Below are 18,540 nucleotides of genomic sequence, written 5' to 3'. Positions count from 1 at the left end.
CTCCGCGGCTGCTTCGATCAAGCCGCGGCGGCTTCGAATTGGGCGACGGCCACGCTGCGCGACTTGGCCACCGACTTGCGCAAAGCCTTGATTCGCTCTATCTCATGCATGGTCTGGGCGGTGAAATACGACTCGCCGCAATCCGGACAAGACCACATGGGAATTCGCTCGATGACCAGGAGGTCAGGCCCCTTGCCAAAGCTGCGGGTCACATGCTTCAGCTGCACATGGGTGCCCCCGCAAAACGTACATGTCGTCTCAACTGACGTAGACGGTGATGACAATGAGCTTCCCACTGGAGCCGACTTTGGCGACCACTTCGCCTGCGCTCCCGTCGAGCGTGGCCCCCTGGATGACGTACTTGATTTCGCGGGTTGTCCTGTCGCGCTGGCGCTCGACAACTTGGCCCGTGAGGATGATGCTCTCAAGGTCGAGGATGGTGAGGTTGTCATCTTCCAGTTCGTCCGCGGCGTGGGTGGATACGACGTAGCTGAGCGTCCGAACCAGATGGCGAAGCTGGGCAATCGACACCTGGGACATGCGTGAGTGTAGCCATTCAGGGCAACGCACTATCGGCGCAGCATGATTCCAGGATGCAATTCGGCCAGGCACTGCGACTCGGACAAGTCCAGCCGCCAGTGGGTGTAGCCCGCCGGAAAGCGCTTGTTGCACCGCCCCAGCCGAGTGCTCGAAGCCAGCTCCCTTCGCTGATCAAAGCATTGCCCGACAGTGGAAGTCAACAGAACCCGATGGTTGAAACCAGTTACCCCGGGCTCCAAGATGCCGCATTCCACCGGCTGGCCATCGGTCCGGCGTGCGCCCCAGTCGTCATAGATGCGGGAGCAGGTCTCGCCGTCAGCGACGGGAACCGCCGCATTCCCTCGAAAGCACATGTTCCGGGCAAAGAATGCTGGCAATTCAAGGGTCTGGGAAGGTGGTCGCCTAGGCGCCGGGAGCCTCTCGGGCGGCTCCGGCAAGTCCGGCGCGGGGTTCGGTGGTCGACGCGTGGACGGTGTTGGCGCGCCTGGCGTGCACTCGCCGAAGTAGCAAGGCACTGGCGCTTGCGCGATGCTGCTGCCGGGGCCAGTCAGGAGAAGCAAAATGAGGGTCCATTGGCTAGCGGTGACTCGTTCAGCGAAAGTTGAGCAGAACATACTGCCTCCCTTCTGCCGCCGCCTTCCTGAAGGGCGCGCCTTCACGTGCCACCGACATCCCGCGCTCGGCAGCGCGCACGCGCTCCTGGGGCGTGCCATGAAAGTCAGGGTGCGCCGAGTCATAGCTGCCAGACCGGAACAGGAATTCCAGGAAGGTGCGCAGCTCGACGTGGCTTCTTTCCAGCTTCACAGCCGCCACGAAGTACCCGGCCAGGAAATCTGCCTGCAGTTCGACGAGCTTGACGGTCGGATGTGCAGAGCGGAGTGCGTGGAAGTCGCCGGAGAAGTACTGATGAATGTGGCCGAACTCATGGGCACACACCCCCAGCACCGCCATGTCTCCCCCTGTGCCGCGCGTCAACAGGTCGCGCAACAGGCGGATGCCGAACAGTACCGTGCCAGCCGTGCCCGGGACCCGCGTCGCGGAAGACGCCGCCGCATTCATGCCGTTCACGTCGTCCATGTACATGAAGCCAGGGCCGACCGTGAACGACATCGCCAGCTTGACGAGTTGCCTGCCCAGGGCGCGATCGAAGTTCGCGTTGCCGGAGAACGGGATCTCTCGCTCTCCGGCCCTGAACGCCATGACCATTCCATGCTGCCCCGAAGTCAACCGTTTCAGTTCGCCTTCGTCGATGTGGCAGCTTGCACCTTGCACGGGCGCCGACAGCGCCGGCTGCGCGAGCATGTGTGCGCCGCAGAGGCATGTGAAACTTCTGCGCGACAAGTTCGGGCTTGGTGTGAGCATCTTTGACCTCCGTTGATGTGCGGCTGAACGGTGGCTCCTACCAACGAAACCGGAAAGGGCGGTACTCCTCGGTTCCGGCGTAGGCAGTTCGCAGGGTGGCCACCTGCGATTCCAGGATGTCTGCAGCGGTCAACACGCTCCCCCGCCACTTCAGGGTTTGACGCCACTGCTTGTGAAAGGCGACGGCGAGCTTCTGCCTGCAGCCGGTACGCAAGCGCCCTTCTTGATCCAGGTTCAATTCGAGTCCGCGGCCCAGGAGACCCAGGACGACCCTGTCCGCAAAGGCGGCGCGGTATTCTTCGATCAGATCGAAGACCAGACTGCCTTGATCCCGATCTGTGCCATGGATGATCCCGAAGAAGGGGTCGAGCCCCGCTCGGACGACGGCGCGCCAGACCTCGCCGTAGAGAATCGAGTACACGTAGTTGATTGCGCTGTTGACCGGGTCGGTCGCGTTTTGTGTATGCCTTCCCGGGAAGGCTGCGATGGCTGGCACCAGGCTGGCGAAGGCGGCCCAGTACTTGGCCGCTGCGCGCCCTTCGTGGCCCATCCCGATCGCCCGGACGCCAGCGATCTCTGGATCCACTTCTTCCAGCACCTCGGCGATGGCCCGAACTTCGTCGGCGCTGTGTGTCAGCGCTTCGAAAGACGGCCCGTCCGTGCGCTTGCGGTAGCGCGCGAAATACTTGAGCACCGACGCCTGGTTGGCAACCTTGGCGGCCAGTATTCGCAGCCCGGTCTTTAGCATTGCAGGGTCATTTCGCCTCAAGACCTGTTGCTGTCTGAGCCCGCTACGCTGCCCCTGAATGGGCTGGGCGATCGCCATAGGCTTGCCGATGAGCGGCGTGAACACCACCGGCACGCCGCGGTCGCACAGTTGCATGGTCAGATCCGCAGAAAGTGCAAGGCCCTTGCCTTCCAGGTACAGCAGACTCAGCTCTGCCAGAGGTGTGCGCGTGATCTCGCGCTTTCCACGGCGAACCACCAGGTCGTCGCCGCTGACCGTGACGTAGCATCCGCTTTTCATGACATGCAGACGCCCCAGATGAAAATGGACTGCCGGCTCAAGTGAGGCCTGCGTGCCGACGGTAGAGACCTGCGACGCCTCCTGCGCTGGTGGCCCGCGGTTGACACCGTCGCTCCTGGGTTGTGTCTCGGTAACCATGTCCATTGGTGGCCCAACGCGCGTGGACTCATGGGCATACAACCCTGCCAGACCCGATGGACGCTGTTTTCGGGGGCTCTCCTCGGAGTCGGTTTCGATGGCACCTGGCATGAAACTCTCACGCGCGGCCAGCACCGTTCCGGCAAAGGAGTCCGGCGCCACCTTCTCTTTCACCATCTCATCGAGGGCCTTGTCCAGCTTCTTGAGCTGCGAGCGCACGCCGGCGGCGTCGTCAATCAGGAAGTAGTTCCGGAAGCCCCTGACAAACCCGTTCAGCCGTGTGGCTGCCCGCCACTTGTCGCCGTCCGGCATGTCGGGATCCGTCAACGATGTCAGTTGCGCCGCCAGCGCCGCCACTGCGCGGTCGACTCGTTCGGCAGGAATGCGAACGTCGTCCGGGCGGATGTCGAAGCCCAGAAAGGCAATACCCTGGGAAACGTGGGCATGCATGGTCTTGGCGGGCTTCAAGCTCAGCCGCAGCGCGCCAGGAAGAAACTCGCCCATCAGGCGTAGTTGGGCGAGTGCCAGCGCTTCTGTTTCGCAGAGCACCAGATAGTCGTCGGCATAGCGCACGAATCGCGTGCCCTCGCGTTCGAACTCCTTGTCCAGCGGGTCCAGATAGATGTTGGCCAGGAGGGGCGAGATGGATTCGCCTTGCGGCACACCCAGTTCCGACGGAAGCACGTCCATGAAGTCGATGACGTCCGCAGTGAGCCACTGACGCAGCAGGAGCAGGAGTTCTCGGTCTGCCACGACATCGCCGACCAGGCGCAGCAGGATGTCGTGATCAATCGTGTCGAAGCACTTGCGAATGTCCGCGGTGACGGCCCAGCAGTTGCCTAGTCGAATGGCAGACCGCGCGAGCGCCAAGGCATGGTGGGCGCTGCGGCCCGGGCGATAGGCGAAGCTGTGGCTGCTGAACCTGGGCTCGAAGACCGGCTCCAGCAGGTTCAGGCACGCAGCCTGTACAACGCGATCCCGAACGCACGCCACCTTGAGGATCCGCTCGTCCCCATCCGGCTTCGCGATGCGCACCGTGCGCAAAGCGCGGCTCCGATAGCTGCCTTGTGAGAGTTCTCTGGCCAGTTGCGCAAGTTCATGCTCAAGTCGATCCCCGAATGCGCGGATCGTGACGCCATCATTGCCGTGCGAGTCGGCCCTGTGCCCTTTCACCCGAAACCAGCCGGTCATCAGCGTCTCGGTGCGGCACAAGCGCTCATACAGGTCCTGATGCGCAGGCGCTGGTGGCTGGTCGCTCGTTGCGGCGGACGACATCTGCTTGACCGGCGTCAGTCGTCTTCCCTTGGCCGCCTGCAAACGCAGAGCGGGTGCCAAGGCGTCGTCAGTCTCCGGAACACGGGCCAGCACGGTCACCGCCTTGCGATCCAGTCCCGCCCGCACCCAGACTTGGCCGCGCTCCAGCGCCTGGAGGCGGCTGTGTTCGCCTTCGTCAAGCCACCCGCCCTGCTTGTGGCTTGGCAACGCGCCCAACTCTCCTGTCACCCAGCAGTCGGCACTCTGGTCCAGCCACGGCTGCGCGGCGTTCGGAAGCGGATGTCTGGCATCGAAGTCGAACAGACCGACGTGCTTGGCCGCCATGGCAGTGCTCGACACGGGCATGGGCGCCGTGGGCGGGTGCGCATACAGGACGAGGGGCGGAAGACGACGCTCGGATGAAGGGCGAAGCTTGGCGGCTTCCATGGCGGCGGACTGGGTCATGGCGCCGACCACTGCAGCCTCGACCATCCAGCCCATGATGAGCTGCTCGGTCCGTTCCAGGTGGGGCGCGGCGAGCTCCAGCCACAGAACGCTGTTTTCACGCAGCAGCAGGCGGACATCGATCGGATTGTTACCCTCCGACAGGGCCCAGACTCCGGGGAACCGCAGGATCCAGTCCAGCAAGTCAATCAGTTGATCGAGTCCGTCCGTGTCAGTCAGCCTCCGGCGCAGCGGCTGGACAAGTTCAGGGCGCCGCAGGCACTGCAGCATAGCGGCGAGGCCGAGGCTGCCACCATCCGAAACGCGTGCGCACAGGTTGATGGCTGATTCGATGGCTGGCGCGGTGACTTGCGGGGCGAGTTGCAGCGCGCATTGGGAAAGGAAGGCAGACAAGGCAGCGCGCTGGCCTTCACCTGGGCGAAATCGAAACAGTGCGATCGGCCTGGGCGATCCGTCAGATCGCACCAGTGCAATGACTGCCTGGTAAGCCTGCCACGGTCGCGCGTCTTGAGGTGCGCGCCCAGGTCGCCTTGGTAGTCCAGGACACACAGCGATTGATCTTTGTCTTTCGCCCGCAGCAGTCGGCGCACAGCCAGGCTGGACGCCACTGCCCGCTGCCCAGCGATCAGCAGGGGCCGTGGCCTGAGGGGTTCCACGGTGTGGGTCACGGCCTGCCGTCCGGTGTCGGTGCTTCTGCGTCCGCGTCGGCGATTTGCCGTTGCTGCGTCGCCTGCCTGACGCGGGCCCTGTAGTCCGTCCACTTGATGAACAGCTGTGTCTCCGGGTAGGCAGCTGCCAGCGCATCGGCCGCCACCGGGCAGGCGAGCCGGTGCTGCCGGTAAGGGCGAGCCGTTGCTTTGTTGTTGCGCCAGACTGGCCCCTGTCTGGCGGGAACTTCGTCAAGTGGCCCGAACTGGTCAATGATGCGCTGCAGCGCGCCGGCACGCGCCTGAAGCGCTTGGAGCAGGTCAGACGCAGCCCGGCGGTCCAGCACCAGGGCCTGGTCGATCTGTAACTGGACGCCAGTCAGGAAGCAGCGCACCATGACGTTCACTCCAATCGCTCCTGCTCGGACATAGACTTGCCGCTGCGACCTCTGCTTTCGTAAGATGAGGCGGGACACGGAGCAATTTCACCTTCTGAACCGGGTGCATTGCAAAGGCCGGGGCGTCGCGCCTCGGTGCCATGTCCGTCAGTTCGGGTGCCCTCGCACAGCCACTTGGGTGCCAGTTGCATGAAGAGAGGCCCATGGAGAGCGCGAACCCGTTCATCGTCGATGCGGCCGCTGCGTCAGAGCGGGAGATGTCGCAGTTGACCCTGCGGGGCGCGACTGATATTCGCGCTTTCTGCAATGCAGATGAAACCCGGCTGGACTGGAACGAGCGCGGTGCATGCGTGCTGAAGGCCCGTAGAGGGTTTGGCAAGAGCCATCTGCTCATGGCGCGGAGCGCCAATCACCGCGATGGTCCGGCGGCGGGCCGGACGCTGTTCTATCCGTCTGGCGGCCACCCGCGCCTCTTGTTCGACGCGCTGACCAACCTGCATGCCGCTGTTCCTGGCTGGATGAAGGGCAAAGACGCCGTACCGGCTTGGGTGGATGCCTGGCAACTCGCGATTCTGGGTCTGCTGGTCTGGCATTCGCAAGCGCGGTCTGAGGGCCTTCGTGGCTATGACGAGTGGTTTGGCAACCTCAAGCGGCTCGATCAAATTGCCGCAAGGCAGGCACAGCCGCATCAGTCGGACGTCCAAAGCGCTGCGATGCTGGGCTGGTTCATGGGGCGCGTGCTGGAGCAATTGCCCGTGGCCTACCAGGAAGGCCGGGACCAGCTGAAGCGCGGCCTGTACCACGCCGGAAGCGACTGGGCCCTCGCGATCAAGGAGGGCCTGGCGAGCCTTGGCAAGACACGCATCGCGATGTACCTGGACGCCCCGGACGAAATGGTGGACAAGGACCCCGTGAGCCTGTGGCGTGGCGTGCAGCAGGGGCTGCTGCTGGCCATCTGGAAGTTCGCCAAGGCCGCGATGTGGTCCGACACCCTGTTGATCTATGCCACCGTGCGTAGCGAAGCTTTTGGCACGGCGGACGAGCATCCGGACGTGTCGTTGGCCATGGGGTTGGTGCTCTCCCTCCGATACAGCGCGTCAGACCTGCGGGCGATGCTGTTCGACCGTATCCGGCGCGCGGACGCCTCACGTCTGGCGAAGCCGCTCGCCGAGGCGATGGACCCCCTGGAGGCGCTGTGCGGCTTCTCTCAAGTCGTTCACGACGATCGGCAAGCCGTTGAAGGCGGTCCCTATGTGGAGACTGTCTTTGACTCGATTCTTCGACACACACGTCGAGTTCCTCGCGAAGTCATCGGCCTTGCAGCTGCTATCTACGGGATCTCAGACAAGAGAACAGTTGACACTGTGCGAACGGCCGTCAACGCGGAGGCCGGCGTTCAGATCGGCCGGGCCATCGAGCATTCCTTCTTCGGCTGGTCGGACAGCTTGCATCGCCCCCTTGCGCAGGCACTTCGTAGTGAAATGCTGAGTACTGCCGCCATTAGTGAGATTGCCAGTCGTTTCGGGCCGGAAGGCCTGGGGGCCATCAAGTTCTTTGTACGGCACGGGATGCTTGGGACAGCAGAGCCGCAACCGAAAAGACATCAAAACTACTACGTCCAGCGGTTCGCCTACGACGAGGTGCATGGCGGCGAGGATGCCAGCTCGCTGGATCGCGACTACTTCTTCGTGCATCCGGCATTCAAGGAATGGATTCAATCGCCGGCGGGGCAGCTTGGGCGACCGATGACACGCATGGCCGTCGGCGCTGTCGGTGATCAGCTGGGCTTCGAGGCGCGCCCGCCATGGGTGCGGCTGGGGCTCGTGAATGGCGCTGTCTCACTCAATCTGGGCACGGGCTCCAGGCTCTCGGCGACCGCCAGGAACGTCAAGTCTGACCCCTTGAAGTTTCTCTTCGTGACTCTTTGGACTTGCCGGGAGCAGCGGCGCATGCGGGTGAACCTGGCCGAGATCAGGGATGCATGGTGCAGGCTGTTGGAAAGGGACGATCTGCGGCATAGCTTGGTTCCGGGGACGGGCCTGGCGCCCGACCCCGAGGACATGGCTGACCAGGTGCGCGACTGGATCAAGAAGATCAACAACCGGGACTCCCAGGTTCTGCAACTTCGGGCGACCCTGAGTAAATCGCATCGTAAGACTGGCCGGGGCCGAGCGGCCAGGGCAGCAAGATCGGAAAGTCAGTCGCCTTTCATCGCGATGACAGTACGCAGCAGCATCGGCGCCATACCGGAAGTGTACTTTCCGCTGCTCCCTCTGAATGAACTAGATGTGGAACCGCGCCTCTGGAGCATCGTGCAGCCCAATAGGGATTGAACGTGATGCTAGATAGTCAAATTAAACTGCAGCAGGTTGCAACGGGGTACCTTGTACCCGAGGAAGGAATGACATATGGGAATCGTCGAGGCACTGCGTGAAGAAAAGCAACGGTTGATCCAGGCCATGGAATTGTTGAGACAGGAACGCGTGGCGATTGACAAGCGAGTGGCTGAAATCAAAACTCAACTGGATGCCATTGAAGCATACGATCAGGCACGACTTGGAGTGCAAGCTCCAAAAAAGAGAGCTTCTGAGCCTCGTGAACGGATCAAGCTTTCAGACATCAATGAAGTCATATCTTCTTCACCCCAGGGACTGAGTAGGTCTGAAATATTGAAAACGATGGGGGCGAAGGGTGATGCGAGCAAAGAACGCTCAATTTCCAACTCGCTTTCATATATGAAGAAGTCTGGAGCTCTGACGCATGTAGATGGGATCTACAGAACTCAGAAGAAAGCATAAGTACGACTGATGCCTTGGTGCCCCCTTCCTTGTTGAGCCTCATCTTCATCTATCAACATTCACGTGTAAGGCAAGCGTTGAGATCGGCTTGCTTGTTGAAGTTGCCTTGTAAATCAGACTTCAGTCAACACGTCTTATGTAAATCCCTGACTATCAACAACTTTTCATTTCATTAAAATTGGCTGAAGTGAAAATTAATGATTGGAGTCATGAGGTTATATGAATCGCGGGTGGATGTCGAAACTTCGTTTTCGACACGACATCCCCTTCCGGGTTCGACGCGGCTGCATATCCTTGAATCCAAAGGCAAAATGCTGGCTTCAGCATCGGTCATCTGAGGTCGTTGTCGAAAATCCGAGGCCCGATCCGACCGATCTTGTCTTCTGAGGCAGCATCAAGGGACGAGAGTCGAAGGTCATGTCGAAGGCGACCCGGCTGCCAGGTGGGCGGCGAGGCCGTTCGACAACCCCCGACCGCCGCCCGCACCGCGCTGAAAGGCAGCCCCACGGCTTGCTATGGGTGCCGGCTGCGGGTTGTGCTGCACCAGATCCCGGCCAATGGACGGCGGGCGGTGGATCGCTTGACCTTCGATTGCCTCTGCGCATCGGCCGGCCGCACAATGGCCATTCGCCGCCCGCAGGAGCAGATCGCATGGCCCACCCCTTCGCTCACACCCTCCAGTCGTTCAAGGCCGGCACCGTCACCCGCCGGCTGCATTCGTTGCCTGAACTGACCAAGACCTGGCCGCAGGTCGCCCGTCTGCCCGTGTCCCTGCGCATCGTGCTCGAATCGGTGCTGCGCAACTGCGATGGGCAGCGGGTGACCGAAGAGCACGTGCGCCAGCTCGCGCACTGGCAGCCCAACGCCGAGCGCACGGCCGAGATCCCTTTCGTGGTGGCGCGCGTCGTTCTGCAGGACTTCACTGGCGTGCCGCTGCTGGCCGACCTGGCCGCCATGCGGAGTGCCGCGCAGCGTCTGGGCCGCGACCCGCGGCGCGTCGAGCCGCTGGTGCCGGTGGATCTGGTGGTGGACCACTCGGTGATGGTCGACCACTACGGCACGAAGGACGCGCTCGACCTCAACATGAAGCTGGAGTTCCAGCGCAACCGCGAGCGCTACCAGTTCATGAAGTGGGGCATGCAGGCCTTCCAGACCTTCGGCGTCGTGCCGCCCGGCTTCGGCATCGTGCACCAGGTGAACCTGGAGTACCTGGCGCGCGGCATCCACACCGGGGCCGATGGCGTGAGCTACTTCGACTCGCTGGTGGGCACGGACAGCCACACCACCATGATCAATGGCATTGGCGTCGTCGGCTGGGGCGTGGGCGGCATCGAGGGCGAGGCGGCCATGCTGGGTCAGCCGGTGTACTTCCTCACGCCCGATGTGGTGGGCTTCGAACTCACCGGCCGCCTGCGCGAGGGCTGCACCGCCACCGACCTGGTGCTCACGGTCACCGAGATCCTGCGGCGCCACAAGGTGGTCGGCAAGTTCGTGGAGTTCTTTGGCGAGGGCACGGCCAGCCTCTCGGTGCCGGATCGCGCGACCCTGGCGAACATGGCGCCCGAGTACGGTGCCACCATGGGCTTCTTCCCCGTGGACGAGAAGACGGTGGCCTACTTCCAGGGCACGGGCCGCAGCGCCGCCGAGATCGCCGCCTTCGAGGCGTATTTCCGCGCGCAAGGCCTGTTCGGCGTGCCGACCGCGGGCGAGATCGACTACTCGTCGGTGGTGAAGCTGGACCTGGGCACCGTGGCCCCCAGCCTGGCCGGGCCGAAGCGGCCGCAGGACCGCATCGAGATCGGGCACGTGGCCGGGCAGTTCCGCCGCCTGTACGCGGCACCGGTCGCCGACAACGGCTTCGGCCGGCCGGCCGCATCGCTCGCCACGCGCCATGCCCTGCCGGATGGGGTGACGGTGGGCAATGGCGACGTGCTCATCGCCGCCATCACGAGCTGCACCAACACCTCCAACCCCGGCGTGATGCTGGCGGCGGGGCTGCTCGCGAAGAAGGCGGTCGAGCGGGGCCTGAAGGTGAAGCCGCACATCAAGACCTCGCTGGCACCCGGCTCTCGCATCGTGACCGAGTACCTCACGCGCGCCGGCCTGCTGCCCTACCTGGAGCAGCTCGGCTTCGCGCTGGCGGGCTACGGCTGCACCACCTGCATTGGCAACGCGGGCGACCTGGCACCGGCGATCAACGAGGCCATCACCGGCAACGACCTGGTCTGTGCCGCGGTGCTCTCGGGCAACCGCAACTTCGAGGCGCGCATCCATCCGAACCTCAAGGCCAACTTCCTGGCCTCGCCGCCGCTGGTGGTGGCCTATGCGCTGGCGGGCACGGTGCTGCGCGATCTGATGACCGAGCCGGTCGGGCAGGACGCGCAGGGCCGCGACGTGTGGCTGGGCGACATCTGGCCCAGCAGCGACGAGATCCACGCGCTGATGAAGCACGCGATGAGCGGCCGCGCCTACCGGGCCAACTACGGCCAGGTGCGTCAGGCGCCAGGGGCGCTGTGGGAGGGCATCCAGGGCCGCGCGGGGCAGACGTACGACTGGCCGGCCAGCAGCTACATCGCCGAGCCGCCTTTCTTCGAGGGCTTCCGCCTGCAGCCGGACACCGACACCCCGGTCAACGTGCAGGGCGCGCGCATCATGGCGCTGTTCGGCGACTCGATCACCACGGATCACATCTCGCCCGCCGGCTCGATCCAGGCCAGCTCGCCCGCCGGCCGCTTCCTGCAGGCCCAGGGCATCACCAAGGCCGACTTCAACAGCTACGGTGCGCGGCGCGGCCACCATGAGGTGATGATGCGCGGCACCTTCGCCAACGTGCGCATCCGCAACCTGATGCTGCCTGCTGGCGCGGACGGCGCACGTGAGGAGGGCGGCCTCACCCTCTATCGCGACGCGAAGGGCCGCGCGGAGAAGCTGCCGATCTACGACGCCGCCATGAAGTACATCGCCGAAGGGCGGCCGACGGTCATCTTCGCCGGCGAGGAGTACGGCACCGGCTCCTCGCGCGACTGGGCGGCCAAGGGCACGCGGCTGCTGGGCATCCGTGCGGTGGTGGCGCGCAGCTTCGAGCGCATCCACCGCAGCAACCTGGTGGGCATGGGCGTGCTGCCGCTGCAGTTCCGCGAGGGCGACAGCTGGGCCTCGCTCGGCCTCACCGGGGACGAGTGGATCGACATCGAGCCCGATGCAGCCCTGCGTCCGCGCAGCGAGGCGCGCATGGTCATCACGCGCGCGGATGGCTCCCGCTCCGAGGTGAGCCTGACCCTGCGCATCGACACCCCGATCGAGGTGGACTACTACCGGCACGGCGGCATCCTGCCCTTCGTGCTGCGGCAGCTGCTGGCCTGATCCCGCGTCTGCACCAGGACGCTTGACGCGCGTCAAGGCCGAGCGCCGCCCTGCGGCAGCCTGGCGCAGGGCGCGCCTTACGATGCCGCATGGCATCGATGCAGGTACCCACCGAGCCGGACTGGCGCACCTGGGTGCGCATGACCCGCCCGGCCTTTCTCACGCTCACGGCCTGCGGGGTGCTGCTCGGGCTGGCCACCGCCTATGCCTGCGGCTGTGGCTTCCACCCCGCGCGGGCGGCGGCTACCCTGGTCCTGGCCGTCGCCGTGCACGCGGCCGCCAATGCCTGGAACGACTATCACGACGCCCGCAGCGGTGCCGATGCGGCCAACACGAGCGGGCTGTTCCCGTTCACCGGCGGCTCGCGGCTGATCCAGCGCGGTGAAGTCACCGAATCCCAGATGCGGGGCCTGGCGCTGGCCCTGGCGGCCCTGGTCGTGCCCGCCGGCATCTGGCTGGCGGCCGCCGCGGGCGGCGGCCTGCTGGTGATCGGCCTGGCGGGCCTGCTGCTCGCCTGGGCCTATTCCGCGCCGCCGCTGGCCCTGATGCGCCGGGGACTGGGCGAGCTGACCGTGGCGCTGGCCTGGGGCCTGGTGGTGGTGGGCGCCGACTACGTGCAGCGCAGCCGCTTCTTCGCCATCCCCGCCGTGTGTGCCGTGAGCTTCGCGCTGCTGGTCGCCAACATCCTGCTGATCAACGGCGTGCCCGACGCCGAAGCCGACGCACGCGTGGGCAAGCGCACGCTCGCGGTCATTGCCGGGCCCGAGGGCGCCGCGTTCGCCTACCTCGCGCTCACGCTGCTGGCCCACGCCTGGCTGCTGGTGGCCGTGCTGCTGCTCGTGCCGCCGCAGCGGGCGCTGCTCGGCCTGCTGTCCCTGCCGCTGTCGCTGGCCGCAGCCCTGCTGCTGTGGCGCCGCCGGCGCGAGCCCTCGGCCCTGCGGTCGGCCATCGGCCTCACCATCGCGGCGGCACAGGTGCATGCCCTCGCGATGGCGGTTGGCGTGGCGTCCATCCAATGGGTCTGACGCCTGCAGGTCCGGTTGCACCCGGGCCGGGTGCCGCGCGCGCCTAGGCCGGGCCGATGCCTCTGGCCAGCGCCTCGCGCGCCAGGTCGGCGGCATAGGCCGCCGCCGGCGACAGCGGCTTGCCGCGCCGGAACACCAGCGCGAGCTCGGCGTGCTGCTCCGGCGCGTCGCGCAGCACCAGCTCCACCAGGGCGCCGGCCGCCACCTCATCCTGCACCATGCCGGGGGTGGCGACCAGCACGCAGTCGGTGCTGCGCGTGATGGCCTTGAGCACCTGCAGATCATCGCAGTCCACCGCGACCGGCGAGGGGTCGCCGGGCGGCAGCTTCATGCGGTCCAGCATGCGCTGGTGGACCTCGGGCGGCAGGCGACCGGTGGCCAGGCCCCAGACGGCGATGTCGGCCATCACCGGGTCTTCCAGCGCCAGCAGCGGATGGCCGCCCCGCACATAAAGGCCGCCCCGGACGCGGCCGATGGGCTGCACATCGAGCAGCGCATCACCCGCGGCGAAGCGGCCGTCACCGATGAAGAAGTCCAGCTCGCCGCGGCGGGCCGGTTCCAGCATCACCTGCGGATGGCGGACCATGACCTGCACCTGCAGCCGCGGGTGGCGGCGGCGCAGCTGCTCCAGCAGCCCGGGCAGCAGCTGCGCGGCGATAAAGGGGCCGGCGCCGATGGCCAGTTGCCCCGCCGCCCCCTCGCGCAGCTGCCGCAGGTCCCGCTCAAGCGCCTGGCTGCGGCGCAACAGGCTGCGCAGCCTGTCCACGATGAACTCGCCCGCCGGCGTACACCGCACGCCCTCGCTGCCGCGGTCGCCGCGCTCGAAGAGCACCAGGCCCAGCTCCGCCTCCGCCGCCTGGATGCTGCGCGACAGCGCGGGCTGGCTCAGGTGCACCCGCTCGGCGGCACGGCGAAAGTGCCCTTCATCGGCCAGGGCGACGACATGGGCGCAGCGGCGAAGGTCCACGATGAATCTCCTGCATCGAAGGCGCTGTCAGTATGCATTGGACGGATTTGCTTCAGGGTTGAACAATCCGCCCCATGCTGGCTCCCCGCCCCCGACCCGCCCAGACGACCGCCGCTTCCCCTGCGGCCGGCGCCTGCACGCGGGTGGTCTGCGCCAGTGTCTGGATGCCCGCCGGTTCCGCGGTGGAGGCCTTGCTGGCCCTGCGCGCGCCCATCCTCGCGCGCAACCAGGCGAGCGGCCTGCGTTCGGCCTACCTGCATGCCGCCGGCTGGCTGGTGCAGTGGCATGAGGGGCCCGCCGAGGCGGTCCGTGCCGCCTGGGCCGAGACCGAGGCCGACCCGGCCCATCGCCAGGCCCGGGTGCTGCACGCCAGCCACGGCCCCGCCACGCTGGCTGAACCGGTGCAGGTGACCACGCTGCACGCCGGCGACCGGCCCTCGGACGTCGCGCTGCGCCTGCACCGGCTGCGGCGCGAAGGCGAGCAGGGCTGGACGGCCGAGCCGGGGGAGATCTGGCAGGCGCTGTGCGCGCCGTCGCTGCTGGCCGCGCCGGAAGGCGTGGGCCTGCTGGCACGGCGCAACCTGATGACGCTGGCTTCGGAGGACAACGAGTCGGTCGAGGTGCTGCGCGCCCTGGCCCAGCGCTGCGGCGTTCGCCTGGCCTATCAGCGCCACGCCGGTGCCGACCTGCGCCGCGCCGACGTGGGCGCGGCCTACGCCGACCTGCCGGTCAGCCTGTCGGTGGTGACGCGCGTGATGGCGCTGTCGCGGCGCTCGCTCGACCAGGGCCTGGCCTGCCTGGCGACCCTGCAGGTCCAGCAGCTCGTGGTGCTGGTCGGGTCGAGCCAGCGGCGGACGCAGGAACTGCTGCAGGAGCTGGCGGGGTTGCTGCGCCGCCTTCACACCCCGCCGCGCGTGCTGCTGGTCGCCGCCACCGAGGCCGAAGGCCAGGCTGCGCAGGCGGCCCTCACCGCGCTCACCGGCCTGCCGGCGCCGATGGAGGTGTGCCTGACCCGTCAGGCCCAGCGCGAGCTGGTGCTTCGCATGGCGCATGGCCAGGACGCGTCGCCGTTCTTCCAGGCCCTCGCCGACGGGTCCGCGCCTGGCGCGGTCGCGGCCGAGGCCGTGTCGGCCCGCCGCTGACCGCCGGCGGCGCATCAACGCGCCGCCTCCACCGCCGACGCCGCGATCTCCCGCACCAGGTCCGTGGCGACCTGCGCGATGGGCGAGAAGCTTCGCCCGCGCGTGGCCACGATGCCGATGTGCGAGGCCGCCGGCTCGAAGTCGACCGGCCGCAGCAGCCGGGCCTGGCCGCTCGCCAGTTCCGCCGCCAGCTGCGCGGCCGAGCCGTACAGCACGGTGTCCGTCGACAGCATGATCGCCTTCAGGGCCAGCGCGTCGTCGCACTCCACCGCGATGGGCACCGCCTGCGCGCTGCCCAGGCCCAGCGTCACCGCCATGGCCTGCTGCACGTGGCCGGGCAGGGGCCCCGTGGCCAGCCCGTGGGCCATCACCTCCGTCAGCGTCACACCGGTGCGGCCTTGCAGCGGGTGCCCATCGCGCACGTAGAAGTCCACCGCCAGGCGGCCGAGGGGCTCGACCACCACCTCGGCGTCGGGCTGGACGGACCTCGCGTCGGCCAGGTAGAAGTCGACCTCGCCCTGGCGCAGCAGGCCGGCCAGACGCGCCAGGTAAGTCACGTGCGCACGGATGCGGATGCCGGGATAGCGGGCCCGCATGCGCTGCAGCATCGGCGGCAGGAAGGTCGCGGCGGCGAAGCGGCCCATGCCGAACACCAGGTCGCCCATCTGCTTGTCGCGGTAGAGGGCGGCATCACGCTCGAAACGTCGGCTCTCCAGCACCAGCGCGCGGGCACGCGCCACCACGAACTCGCCCGCCGTGGTGCAGCGTACCTGCCCGCCCTGGCGCTCGAACAGGCGCACGCCCAGTTCCGCCTCGGCCGCCTGGATGCTGTGGCTGAGCGCGGACTGCGTCAGGCCCACGCGTGCTGCCGCGCGACCGTAGTGCAGGTCGTCGGCAAGGGCGACGATGTGGCTGTAGCGGCGCAGGTCCATGGGGGCCCGCGGGGCACGGCGCCGCGCGCTGGGCGCAGCCAGTTTACGACGCCATGCCGGGGCGCGGCTTGGGCACAATGGCTCCATGACGCAGCAGCTTCTGATCGTGGGCGGCGGCATCGGCGGCTTCGCGATGGCCGTAGCGGCGCAGCGGGCGGGTTGGCAGGCGCGGCTGTTCGAGCAGGCCCACGCGTTCTCCGAGGTGGGCGCGGGCATCCAGCTCGGCCCCAATGCCACGCGCATCCTGGATGCATGGGGCCTGCTGGAGGCGCCCACCCTGCGCGCGTCCCGGCCCGAGCGGCTGATCGTGCAGGACGGGCTCGATGGCCGGGAGCTGGGCAGCCTGCCACTCGGCGCGCAGGCCGTGGCGCGCTATGGCGCGCCGTACCTCACGGTGCACCGCGCCGACCTGCATGCCACGCTGCAGGCCGCGGCCGAGGCGGCCGGCGCGCGCATCCACCCCGCGCGGCGGGTCGAGGACGTGGTCGAGCGCGAGGCCTCGGTCTCGGTGCGGCTCGATGAAGCCCTGGAGTCCGAGGGCGATGCGCTCGTGGGCGCGGACGGCCTCTGGAGCGCCGTGCGCACGCGTGTCGTCGGCGATGCGTTGCCGGCGCGGTCCGGGCACCTGGCCTATCGCGGGCTGGCACCCATGTCGGCCGTGCCGGCGGCCCTGCGCGGCGCGACCGTGCGCGCCTGGCTGGCGCCCCGCATGCATCTGGCGGCCTACCCCGTGCGCGGTGGTGAATGGCTCAACGTCGTCTGCGTGGTCGAAGGCGAGGCCGGGGGCGACCCGCGCGAGTGGGACCATGCCGCTGCGGTGGCCGACCTGGAGCGGGCGCTGGGCCCTGTCTGCACCGCGGCGCGCGACTGCATCCATGCGGTCCCCACGTGGCGGCTGTGGATGCTGCATGACCGGCCGCCGGTCTCGGGCCCTGACGCCATGGTGCGTGGCCGCATCGCCCTGCTGGGGGATGCGGCTCACCCCATGCGGCCCTACCTGGCGCAAGGCGCGGGCATGGCCATCGAGGATGCCGCCGAGCTCGGCCGGCTGCTGGCCGTGGTGGATGGCAAGGTGCTGGACGTGCCGACCCTGCTGCGCCGCTACGCCCTCAACCGCTGGCGGCGCGTCGCGCAGGTGCAGCGCCGATCGGTGCGCAATGGCGTGGTGTTCCATGCCGACGGCGCACTGCGTGTGGCGCGCAATGCGGCCTTGCGGCTGGCTGCGCCGCGGCTGATGGACCAGCCCTGGCTGTACCAGCCGCGCTGAAGCGCACCCTCAGGCCGGCGGACGGCGCCCGGGTGCCGGGCCAGGCTCGCGCGACAGCGGCATCGGCAGCGTCGGCTTCTGCGACTGCGGCACCGGCGGATCGTGCATCAGGAAGCCCTGCAGCGTGCTCATGCCGCCGTGGTCGGTGGCCTGTGTGATCGCGGTGTCGCCGCTGCGCTCGCGCTGGCGCTGGCGCACCCGGTCGTACAGGTCTTCCAGCGCATGCATTTCCGGTGGTGCCTGGACCACCATCACGTCCAGCAGGATCACCGCGGTGTTGCCGCTTGCGGTGACCTTGACCTGCGGCGGGCGGCCCAGCCGCTGGTGCAGCAGCGCCTCGGCCCGGTCCATCGTCATGCCCGGCATCACCACCGCGAACTCCACCGTGTCGGTGCGCGCCGCGATGCCACCCGGCGGCGTGGCCGCGGCGATGCCCTTCACCGTCTGCTCGAACAGCTTGTTGGCGGTGCGGCGGCCCAGCAGCTCGTTGGCGTCGCGCAGGTCGGCGGCGCGCAGCAGGGCCATGGTGAAGGGCTCGCCCTTGCGTCGCGACGCCGCGAACAGCTCACCGCCGTTGGTGAAGAAGCCGGCCTCGTTGTACAGGTTGGAGCGTTCGTCGAGACGGCTCTGCTCGGCCCTTAGCTCCGAGGCGCGCAGGCTGCGCCCGATGGCCAGGAACAGGGCACCCAGGATGGCAAGCACGCCGAACCAGGCGCCCGCGGCTTGCCAGGCGGGTGGCCGCTCCGGCAGCAGGCAGGCCAGCAGGTAGCCGCCGACGGTGGCCAGCAGGACCGGCACGCCCCACACCAGGGGCAGCAGCAGCGAGTAGGCCAGGGTGGTGCCCAGGGCCCAGGCCACGGCCGGGCCGGTGGGGCCGCCGGAGCCGGGCAGGCCCATGAGCAGGGCGCCGGCTGCGGTGAGAATGAGCGCGCGCAAGGCCATCACCTGCGGCTGCCGGGCCGGGTAGGCCCGTGCCCACCCACCGAGTGCCACGCCCAGCAAGGCCACGAGCTGCGCCGTGAAGCCGGGCGGATTGAAGAAGATCGCGATCCACAGGGCCAGCCCGCCCTGGGCGAAGGCCACGTTGGATTCCAGCCGCTGCAAGCGGAACGACACCTGGATTTCGGGCGCCGAGTTCGCGCGGAGGGCCGGATCGGTGGCCGGCTTCTTGGTTCGGGGGCGTCTGGACATCGGGGACAGGGCGCCCGCTGTGCG

The 18,540-nt window shown here is 67.5% G+C and carries 14 protein-coding genes; 6 read left to right on the top strand and 8 right to left on the bottom strand.

Annotation, left to right across the window (positions count from 1 at the left end; all coding sequences use genetic code 11):
• Positions 1 to 17: 17 nt before the first annotated feature.
• The 5 genes from ACE3T5_RS01695 to ACE3T5_RS01675 all read right to left on the bottom strand — a co-directional run bounded on the left by ACE3T5_RS01695 (position 18) and on the right by ACE3T5_RS01675 (position 5,840).
• Positions 18 to 296: a type II toxin-antitoxin system MqsA family antitoxin gene (locus ACE3T5_RS01695; protein ID WP_374663769.1), complete on the bottom strand. Its 279-nt coding sequence runs from the start codon at positions 294 to 296 to the stop codon at positions 18 to 20.
• A complete protein-coding gene (locus ACE3T5_RS01690) occupies positions 259 to 540 on the bottom strand; it encodes a DUF4258 domain-containing protein (RefSeq protein WP_374663767.1) in 282 nt (93 codons plus the stop codon). The genes ACE3T5_RS01695 and ACE3T5_RS01690 overlap by 38 nt, the downstream gene beginning before the upstream one ends.
• 591 nt (positions 541 to 1,131) lie before the next feature.
• Positions 1,132 to 1,842 (bottom strand): hypothetical protein, encoded by a 711-nt coding sequence (locus tag ACE3T5_RS01685; RefSeq protein ID WP_374663765.1) that lies wholly within the window; start codon positions 1,840 to 1,842, stop codon positions 1,132 to 1,134.
• 97 nt (positions 1,843 to 1,939) lie between these two features.
• Positions 1,940 to 5,179, bottom strand: coding sequence for a CRISPR-associated endonuclease Cas1 (gene cas1, locus ACE3T5_RS01680; protein WP_374663763.1), 3,240 nt, complete (start codon positions 5,177 to 5,179; stop codon positions 1,940 to 1,942).
• A 271-nt stretch (positions 5,180 to 5,450) separates the two neighbouring features.
• Entirely contained in the window at positions 5,451 to 5,840 is a 390-nt protein-coding gene (locus ACE3T5_RS01675) for a hypothetical protein (protein WP_374663761.1), read from the bottom strand.
• 194 nt (positions 5,841 to 6,034) lie between these two features.
• On the opposite strand from ACE3T5_RS01675, the gene ACE3T5_RS01670 reads away from it, so the two are divergent.
• From ACE3T5_RS01670 to ACE3T5_RS01655, 4 genes are all read left to right on the top strand, one after another.
• A complete protein-coding gene (locus ACE3T5_RS01670) occupies positions 6,035 to 8,164 on the top strand; it encodes a hypothetical protein (protein WP_374663759.1) in 2,130 nt (709 codons plus the stop codon).
• Between the two features lie 75 nt (positions 8,165 to 8,239).
• Positions 8,240 to 8,629, top strand: coding sequence for a hypothetical protein (locus ACE3T5_RS01665; protein ID WP_374663757.1), 390 nt, complete (start codon positions 8,240 to 8,242; stop codon positions 8,627 to 8,629).
• A 651-nt stretch (positions 8,630 to 9,280) separates the two neighbouring features.
• A complete protein-coding gene (gene acnA, locus ACE3T5_RS01660; RefSeq protein WP_374663755.1) occupies positions 9,281 to 11,992 on the top strand; it encodes an aconitate hydratase AcnA in 2,712 nt (903 codons plus the stop codon).
• Between the two features lie 89 nt (positions 11,993 to 12,081).
• Entirely contained in the window at positions 12,082 to 13,017 is a 936-nt protein-coding gene (locus ACE3T5_RS01655; RefSeq protein WP_374663753.1) for a prenyltransferase, read from the top strand.
• A gap of 43 nt (positions 13,018 to 13,060) precedes the next feature.
• On the opposite strand, the gene ACE3T5_RS01650 is transcribed toward ACE3T5_RS01655, so the two are convergent.
• On the bottom strand, positions 13,061 to 13,984 hold the full coding sequence (locus ACE3T5_RS01650; protein WP_374663751.1) for a LysR family transcriptional regulator: 924 nt from the start codon (positions 13,982 to 13,984) through the stop codon (positions 13,061 to 13,063).
• A gap of 74 nt (positions 13,985 to 14,058) precedes the next feature.
• Here ACE3T5_RS01650 and ACE3T5_RS01645 point away from each other — a divergent pair, with 74 nt between their 5' ends.
• On the top strand, positions 14,059 to 15,126 hold the full coding sequence (locus ACE3T5_RS01645; RefSeq protein WP_374663749.1) for a hypothetical protein: 1,068 nt from the start codon (positions 14,059 to 14,061) through the stop codon (positions 15,124 to 15,126).
• Positions 15,127 to 15,140: 14 nt separating this feature from the next.
• Here the strand turns inward: ACE3T5_RS01645 and ACE3T5_RS01640 are convergent, their stop codons facing one another.
• The gene (locus ACE3T5_RS01640; RefSeq protein ID WP_374663747.1) at positions 15,141 to 16,058 is read right to left on the bottom strand and encodes a LysR family transcriptional regulator; all 918 of its coding nucleotides are present in this window, start codon (positions 16,056 to 16,058) and stop codon (positions 15,141 to 15,143) included.
• Positions 16,059 to 16,143: 85 nt separating this feature from the next.
• Here ACE3T5_RS01640 and ACE3T5_RS01635 point away from each other — a divergent pair, with 85 nt between their 5' ends.
• Positions 16,144 to 17,325: an FAD-dependent monooxygenase gene (locus ACE3T5_RS01635; protein WP_374663745.1), complete on the top strand. Its 1,182-nt coding sequence runs from the start codon at positions 16,144 to 16,146 to the stop codon at positions 17,323 to 17,325.
• 9 nt (positions 17,326 to 17,334) lie between these two features.
• On the opposite strand, the gene ACE3T5_RS01630 is transcribed toward ACE3T5_RS01635, so the two are convergent.
• Positions 17,335 to 18,516: a GGDEF domain-containing protein gene (locus tag ACE3T5_RS01630; protein ID WP_374663743.1), complete on the bottom strand. Its 1,182-nt coding sequence runs from the start codon at positions 18,514 to 18,516 to the stop codon at positions 17,335 to 17,337.
• Positions 18,517 to 18,540: the final 24 nt, after the last annotated feature.

Origin of the sequence: Ramlibacter sp., assembly GCF_041916345.1 — a bacterium.
In the GTDB taxonomy this organism is placed as follows: domain Bacteria; phylum Pseudomonadota; class Gammaproteobacteria; order Burkholderiales; family Burkholderiaceae_C; genus Ramlibacter.
This window is presented reverse-complemented; position numbering and strand designations above follow the sequence as displayed.

What these genes read in the sequence shown, in the direction of transcription:
- ACE3T5_RS01690 (WP_374663767.1), bottom strand. Translation starts at nt 540, where the DNA reads ATGTCCCAGGTGTCGATTGCCCAGCTTCGCCATCTGGTTCGGACGCTC.
- ACE3T5_RS01685 (WP_374663765.1), bottom strand. Translation starts at nt 1,842, where the DNA reads ATGCTCGCGCAGCCGGCGCTGTCGGCGCCCGTGCAAGGTGCAAGCTGC.
- ACE3T5_RS01670 (WP_374663759.1), top strand. Translation starts at nt 6,035, where the DNA reads ATGGAGAGCGCGAACCCGTTCATCGTCGATGCGGCCGCTGCGTCAGAG.
- ACE3T5_RS01665 (WP_374663757.1), top strand. Translation starts at nt 8,240, where the DNA reads ATGGGAATCGTCGAGGCACTGCGTGAAGAAAAGCAACGGTTGATCCAG.
- acnA (WP_374663755.1), top strand. Translation starts at nt 9,281, where the DNA reads ATGGCCCACCCCTTCGCTCACACCCTCCAGTCGTTCAAGGCCGGCACC.
- ACE3T5_RS01655 (WP_374663753.1), top strand. Translation starts at nt 12,082, where the DNA reads ATGGCATCGATGCAGGTACCCACCGAGCCGGACTGGCGCACCTGGGTG.
- ACE3T5_RS01645 (WP_374663749.1), top strand. Translation starts at nt 14,059, where the DNA reads ATGCTGGCTCCCCGCCCCCGACCCGCCCAGACGACCGCCGCTTCCCCT.
- ACE3T5_RS01640 (WP_374663747.1), bottom strand. Translation starts at nt 16,058, where the DNA reads ATGGACCTGCGCCGCTACAGCCACATCGTCGCCCTTGCCGACGACCTG.
- ACE3T5_RS01635 (WP_374663745.1), top strand. Translation starts at nt 16,144, where the DNA reads ATGACGCAGCAGCTTCTGATCGTGGGCGGCGGCATCGGCGGCTTCGCG.
- ACE3T5_RS01630 (WP_374663743.1), bottom strand. Translation starts at nt 18,516, where the DNA reads ATGTCCAGACGCCCCCGAACCAAGAAGCCGGCCACCGATCCGGCCCTC.